The organism is Oryzihumus sp. (assembly GCF_036391795.1).
GTDB lineage: Bacteria > Actinomycetota > Actinomycetes > Actinomycetales > Dermatophilaceae > Oryzihumus.
In genome coordinates this window covers 1-6,702 of record NZ_DASVZH010000212.1, presented here as the reverse complement: position 1 = coordinate 6,702, position 6,702 = coordinate 1, and the positions used below count along the sequence as shown (strand labels likewise).

At 74.3% G+C, this 6,702-nt stretch carries 4 protein-coding genes and 1 pseudogene; 2 read left to right on the top strand and 3 right to left on the bottom strand.

Features of this window, described 5'->3' with window-relative positions; genetic code table 11:
* From VF825_RS13290 to dusB, 3 genes and pseudogenes are all read right to left on the bottom strand, one after another.
* A pseudogene (locus tag VF825_RS13290) lies at nucleotides 1-308 on the bottom strand (hypothetical protein); the annotation flags it as partial.
* Between the two features lie 449 nt (nucleotides 309-757).
* A complete protein-coding gene (locus tag VF825_RS13285) occupies nucleotides 758-1,033 on the bottom strand; it encodes a DUF2277 domain-containing protein (RefSeq protein WP_331114053.1) in 276 nt (91 codons plus the stop codon).
* A 54-nt stretch (nucleotides 1,034-1,087) separates the two neighbouring features.
* The gene (gene dusB / locus VF825_RS13280; RefSeq protein WP_331114052.1) at nucleotides 1,088-2,275 is read right to left on the bottom strand and encodes a tRNA dihydrouridine synthase DusB; all 1,188 of its coding nucleotides are present in this window, start codon (nucleotides 2,273-2,275) and stop codon (nucleotides 1,088-1,090) included.
* 103 nt (nucleotides 2,276-2,378) lie between these two features.
* Here dusB and VF825_RS13275 point away from each other — a divergent pair, with 103 nt between their 5' ends.
* Together VF825_RS13275 and VF825_RS13270 are read left to right on the top strand one after the other, a co-directional pair.
* Nucleotides 2,379-4,997 (top strand): cation-transporting P-type ATPase, encoded by a 2,619-nt coding sequence (locus tag VF825_RS13275; RefSeq protein ID WP_331114050.1) that lies wholly within the window; start codon nucleotides 2,379-2,381, stop codon nucleotides 4,995-4,997.
* Nucleotides 4,994-6,487 (top strand): peptide ligase PGM1-related protein, encoded by a 1,494-nt coding sequence (locus tag VF825_RS13270; protein ID WP_331114048.1) that lies wholly within the window; start codon nucleotides 4,994-4,996, stop codon nucleotides 6,485-6,487. Before VF825_RS13275 ends, VF825_RS13270 begins: the two co-directional genes overlap by 4 nt.
* The last annotated feature ends 215 nt before the right edge of the window (nucleotides 6,488-6,702 follow it).

Genomic DNA, 6,702 nt, shown 5'->3' with positions numbered 1-6,702 from the left:
CGGAGCCGGTCCTGCCGGACCTGGAACTCCAGATCGCGGCCGTAGGTGGCGATGATCCGCTCCCGCAGCCCTCGAATCTCCCGCGGACCGGACTCCTCGGCGACCTGCAGGAACCCCTCCCAGACGGTGGGCAGCGCTTCCGGCGTCAGCCGCGGCCCCAGCCTGGCCAGCTCGGCCAAGGCCGCCGCCGCGCCGCGGACCCCGACCCGCCCGGACAGCACGCACGAACGCAGCCGCTGCACCGACCCGTGGTCCAACACCTGCGCCGCCCCGGCCCGGACCGGGCGCCCGAGGCACGCCTGGGCCACCTTGACCAGGTCCGCGGCACCCCCGGATCGGTAGGAGGCTGTGGGCCAGCACCCACGCCGCCGGGCTCGCGTGATCCGAGGAGGCGATGTCTCCGCGCTTCAGTGCCTCGGCCAGGGTCGCGACCTGCCCGGCCTTACACCCCCGTCGCAGCGCGTCCAGCTCGGCGAAGAACGGCCCCAGCTCGGCACCCACCCCCTGGTGCAGGACCCCGTCCACCCCGGCCAGCGCCGCGGTCACCGCCCGCACCAGCTCCCGCCGCTGCGCCAAGGACAACTCGACCGCGGGCACGCCACCAGAGCCGCTGGCCGCGGCCCCCTGACGACGATCCCCCTGGTGCATGGTTCGAACATACATTCGACCACCGACAGGCTGCCGGCATCATCCACACCCGCAACCCCCGCACCGGGCGAGCCCGGCATACCGAAGCGCCGACCAGCGGGGCGACCGCCTACGCGGGCGTGCCGTAGCGGGCCGCGTTGCGGGCCCGCGCCCGCGCGGCCTCGATCTCACGGTCCCGCGGCGCGGCCTGGGTCACCAGGTCGTCCAGCAGGTGCTGGGTGATGTGCGCGACCTCGGCGACCGCCGCCTCGAAGGCCGAGGCGTTGGCCGCGGACGGCTTGGTCATGCCGCTGACCTTGCGCACGTACTGCAACGCGGCGGCGTGCACCTCGTCGTCGGTCGCGGGCGGCTCGAAGTTGTGCAGCGTCCTGATGTTCCGGCACATGCCTTCGACGATGCCACGCCGCGCCGACCGCGTCAGCCCGACCGCCAGAACGCCTCAGCCTCCCGAGACCGACATCTCCGCCTGGGCCACGGCCGCCGCGGCCGCCTCGCCCAGCTCGCGGCTCTCCAGCCACCCCTCGGGCAGGGCGACGTTGCGCGGCGAGCCGGCCCGCCCCCGCTGCCCCTCGGCCGGCTCGCCCGGCCACTCCTGGTCGAGGTCGAGCGTGCCGATCAGCTCGTCAAGGGCGTCAAGGGAGTCGACGAGCGCGAGGTGGTGACGGACGTGCTGACCCGCGCGGAAACCCTTGAGATACCACGCGATGTGCTTGCGGATGTCCCGGCACGCCTTGAGCTCGGAGTCGTAGAACTCGGCCAGGTACGCCGTGTGCCGCCGCATCGTGTCCGTCACCTGTCCCAGCGTGGGCCGCACCCGAGCGGTCGTCCCCGCGAACGCCGCGGCGAGGTCGGTGAACAGCCACGGCCGCCCGAGGCAGCCGCGCCCGACGACCACGCCGTCGCACCCGGTCTGGTCCACCATCGCCAGCGCGTCCTCGGCCGACCAGATGTCGCCGTTGCCCAGCACGGGGATCGAGGTGACGACGTTCTTCAGCGCCCGGATCGCCGGCCAGTCGGCCTGCCCCGAGTAGGCCTGCGCGGCGGTGCGGGCGTGCAGCGCGACGGCGGCGACACCCTCGCCCTCGGCGATGCGCCCGGCTTCGAGGAACGTCAGGTGGTCGGTATCGATGCCCTTGCGCATCTTGATGGTGACCGGCACGTCATACGGGCTGGCCTCCTGGACCGCCCCGCTGACGATCGCGCGGAACAGCTCGGTCTTCCACGGCAGGGCCGCTCCCCCGCCCTTGCGCGTCACCTTGGGCACCGGGCAGCCGAAGTTGAGGTCGATGTGGTCCGCGCGGTCCTCGGTGACCAGCATCCGCACCGCCGCGCGCACGGTGGCCGGGTCGACGCCGTAGAGCTGGATCGAGCGCGGGTTCTCCTCCGGGTCGTGCTGGATCAGCCGCATCGACTCCGGCGTGCGCTCGACCAGCGCCCGCGACGTGATCATCTCGCTGACGTACAAGGAGGTTCGGCCACTGGCTCCTCCCATCGACTGCCCGGCGTCGCCGTACTCGCGGCACAGCCGGCGGAACGCGCGGTTGGTGATGCCGGCCATGGGCGCGAGCACCACGGGCGACTCGATGCTGTGGCGGCCGATCTGCAGGGGCGGGAGGACAGCGGTCATGGTGGGCCCGATTCTCTCAGGCCGCACGACAGGGGCCGAACGCACCTGCGCGCGAGGAGAAACGTCCCTTCCGCCCCACCTGTATGCCGCGCAGCATGTGAGCGTGACCGTGACCGCTCCGCCGGGTGGGCTCGGGCTCACCCACGTGGAGGCGGCCGCCCGGCTGGCCCGGGACGGGCCCAACACGCTGCCGCCACCACGCCGCCCCCACCCGCTCGCGCTGCTGGCTGCCCAGATGGGCCACTTCTTCGCGCTCATGCTCTGGGTCGCCGCCGCGCTGGCGTTCGTCGCGGGCATGCCGGCGCTCGGCGTGGCCATCGGGGTCGTCGTGGTCGTCAACGGGGCCTTCTCCTTCGCCCAGGAGTACCGCGCGGACCGTGCCACCGAGCGGTTGCGCGACCTGATGCCCGTCCACGCCACCGTGCGGCGCGACGGGATGCCGGTGGTGGTGCCCGCCGCCGAGCTGGTCGTCGGCGACGTCGTGCTGCTCGACGCCGGGGACAGGGTCTGCGCCGACCTCGAGCTCGTCCCCGACGGCCGGGTCCGCGTCGACGAGTCGATGCTGACCGGGGAGAGCGCCCCGGTCAGCGCCGCCGCCGGCGACCGGGTCCACGCCGGGACGTTCGTGGTGGAGGGACAGGCGACCGCACGCGTCGTCGCCACAGGTGGCCGGACCCGCCTGGCCGCCATCGCCGCCGTCACCGCGGGGGCACGCCGCCCACCCAGCCCCCTGGCGGCCCAGCTGCACCGGGTCGTGCGCATGGTCGCCCTCATGGCGCTGGCCGTGGGCCTGGTGTTCTTCCTCGTGGCCCTGGCCCTCGGACAGGCCAGCCGCGACAGCTTCCTCTTCGCCATCGGTGTCACCGTCGCCCTCGTGCCCGAGGGGCTGCTGCCGACGGTGACCCTGTCGCTGGCCCGGGGCGCCCAGCGGATGGCCCACCGCAAGGCGCTGGTGCGCCACCTCGAGGCCGTGGAGACTCTGGGCTCCACCACGTTCATCTGCACGGACAAGACCGGCACGCTCACCCGTGGTCAGATGGCCGCCGTCGAGGTCTGGACCCCTGCCGGCCAGGTCCGGGTGGAGGGCGAGGGCTACCGCCCCGAGGGGCGGCTGGTGGGTGCGACCCGCGCCGTGGAGGCTGCCCGCCAGGTGGGCGACAGCGCCGCCCGGTGCTCCCCCGACGCGCACGCCGCACAGGCCGGTGGCCAGTGGCGGCCGGTCGGGGACCCCATGGACGTGGCCCTGCACGTCCTCGCCACGCGCGCCGGAGCCCCGGTCCACCCCGCCCCGCTGCAGCGGCACCCCTTCGACCCACGGCGGCGTCGCTCCTCTGTCGTCGACGCCGAGGGCGTGCACGTGCTCGGCTCGCCGGACGTGGTGCTGCTGCGGTGCCTCGACGCGACGCCGGACGCCGAGACCGCCGTTGAGACCCTCAGCGCCCGGGGGCTGCGGGTGCTCGCCGTCGCGCACCGCCCGCCGGGTCGCCCCGACGCCACCGCGGACCTGGCGGAGCGAGACCTGCACCTGCTCGGCCTCGTCGGGCTGGAGGACCCCCCACGCCCGGACGTCGGTGAGGCGATCGCGCGGTGCCGCAGGGCCGGCATACGACTGGCCATGGTGACCGGGGACCACCCGCGGACCGCCGCAGCCATCGCGACCGAGGTCGGCCTGGCCACCCCCGGCGCCCCGGTGCTCCGCGGCGCGGACCTGCCGCAGGACGATGCCGCCCTGGCCGAGCTGATCGACCACGACGGCCTGGTCCTCGCCCGCGTCACCCCTGAGGACAAGCTCCGCATCGCCCAGGCGCTGCAGTCCCGCGGCCACGTCGTGGCGATGACCGGTGACGGGGTCAACGACGGACCCGCGTTGCGAGCCGCAGACATCGGCGTGGCGATGGGCGCCTCCGGCACCGACGTCGCGCGGGAGGCCGCCGACGTGGTGCTGCTGGACGACCACTTCGCGACGATCGTCGGGGCGGTCGAGCTGGGTCGGGCGACGTTCACCAACATCCGCCGGTTCCTGACCTACCACCTCACGGACAACGTCGCCGAGCTCACGCCGTTCGTCGTGTGGGCGCTCTCCGGCGGGCGGATCCCCCTGGCCCTCACCGTCCTGCAGGTGCTGGCGCTGGACATCGGCACCGACCAGCTGCCGGCGCTCGCGCTGGGTGCGGAGCCTCCCGGGCCGCGGGCCATGGTCGGCAGGATGCGGCTGGGGTCGCTCATCGACGGACCGGTCGCCCGCCGCGCGCTGCTGGTGCTGGGTCCGACGGAGGCGCTCGTGTCGATGGTGGCGTTCCTGGTCGTGCTGGGCACCGCAGGGTGGGCGCCCGGGACGCCGGTGTCACCCTGGCTGCTCGGCGTGGCGTCCGGGACGGCGTTCGCGACGGTGGTGCTGGGGCAGGTCGCCAACGCCTTCGCCTGCCGCAGCGAGGGCCGCTGGGTCGGTCTGGTGGGTGTCCGCGGCAACCGCCTCCTGCTGTATGCCGTGGCGTCGGAGATCGCGATGCTGCTCGTCTTCGTCGGCGCCCCTCCCCTCCAGGACCTGCTGGGTGGACACTGGCCGGGAGCGTTCGGCTGGCTCCTGGCGGCCCTGGCGATCCCGGCGGTCCTCCTGGCCGACGCCACCCACAAGGCGTGGCGCGCCCGCCACAAGCGCCCACCCGCCCGCGCCGTCCCACTGGCCCCTCCAGTGACCTCCTCGCGGAAGGCTGCGCGATGAAGAGCTTCGCCGAGCTGCAGGCCGGCCTCGGGCACGCCCTCGCGGCCAACACCGAGGGCTCCGGCACGCCCCACGTGGTGGTCGCCCTGCCCTCCTACAGCGCCAGCGACTCCTTGCTGCGGCACTACGGCGAGCGCATCCTCGCCCTGGAGCACCGGTACCTGCTGGGGACGCTGATGACCCACCGGCTGGAGCACGCCCGCCTGGTCCTGGTCAGCTCGATCGCGCCGACGCCGGACGTGCTCGACTACCACCGCCGGCTGGGGCCACGGCCGCAGGCGTGGGGCACCGGCACCGAGGTGCTCGCCCTCGAGGACACCTCACCGCAGTCCCTGGCCGAGAAGCTGCTGCGCCGCCCCGACGCGCTGGACCGCCTGCGCCGGGCCGTGGGTGACCGTCCGGCGTTCATCGAGCCGTGGAACGTCACCGAGCACGAGGTCGCGGTCGCGGAGCGGCTGCAGCTGCCGGTCAACGGCATGGACCCCTCGCTGTGGCACCTGGGCTTCAAGAGCGCCGGGCGCACGCTGTTCGCGCGGGCCGGGGTGCCGCTGCCGGCGGGGGTGGAGGACGTCCGCACCGTCGAGGACGTGGTGCGCGGCATCGAGGCCATCCGCCTCGCCCGCCCCGACGTCTCGGCGGTCGTGGTCAAGCACGACGACAGCTACGCCGGCGACGGCAACACCGTGGTCAACCTGCTGGACGGCCCGGTGCCGGCGGACGCGCAGACCCTGGCGCGCCGGGTGGCGTCGCTGCCCCGCGGCTACCTCGCCGAGCTGGGCCGGGGCGGCATCGTCGAGGAGCTCGTGACCGGCACCGAGGTCACGACGCCGAGCGCCCAGGTGGACCTGCTGCCCGACGGCCGGGTGGTCGTGCTGGCCACGCACGAGCAGGTCGTCGGTGGCACGAACGGCCAGGTGTTCCTCGGCTGCCGCTTCCCCGCAGACCCCGTCCACGCGGCCGAGGTCGCCCGGCACGCGCGCGCCGTGGGCGAGCAGCTGGTGGCCGCCGGGGCACTCGGCCGGGTCTCCGTCGACTTCGTCGCCAGCCGTGACGCCGCGGGCGGCTCGCGGGTCCTGGCCCTCGAGGTCAACCTGCGCAAGGGCGGGACCACGCACCCGTACGCCGCGCTGCGCAACCTCGTGCCGGGCCGGTACGACGAGGTCCTGGGCCAGTGGGTGACGGCCGCCGACGGCGCCCCGCGTGCCTACGTGTGCACCGACAACCTGCTCGACGAGTCCTGGGTGGGGCTCTCCGCCGGGCCCGTGATCGAGGCCGTGCGCGGTGCCGGGCTGCAGCTGGACCACCGCTCCGGGGTCGGCGTGGTGCTGCACATGCTCTCGGGGCTCGCGATCGACGGGCGGATCGGCCTCACCGCGATCGGGCTGAACACCCGGCACGCCCAGGAGCTGCACGACGCGGCCTGCCGGGTCATCGCGGCGACGGCTCTCGACGAGGCACGCGGGCGCCGGCTGGCCGGCTGGCCGGGCTGAGAGCCACTCACCCAACGCCGACCCACCCTGCAGACCCACCCTGCCGACAGGGACGTTTCTGGGGTTTCAGCCCCGGGCCGCTTCAAGTGGTTGTTGCAACGAGGCTGACGGAAGGATCCGGTCATGCCTGGTGCACGGTTGTCGGAGCAGGAGCGCGCGCAGATCGAGGTGTTGTTCGGGCAGGGGCTGACCTTCCCGCAGATCGCGGCGGTGAT

Bases quoted from the DNA above. Each gene is read 5' to 3' on its own strand.
- VF825_RS13270 (WP_331114048.1), top strand. From the start codon at position 4,994: ATGAAGAGCTTCGCCGAGCTGCAGGCCGGCCTCGGGCACGCCCTCGCG.
- dusB (WP_331114052.1), bottom strand. From the start codon at position 2,275: ATGACCGCTGTCCTCCCGCCCCTGCAGATCGGCCGCCACAGCATCGAG.
- VF825_RS13285 (WP_331114053.1), bottom strand. From the start codon at position 1,033: ATGTGCCGGAACATCAGGACGCTGCACAACTTCGAGCCGCCCGCGACC.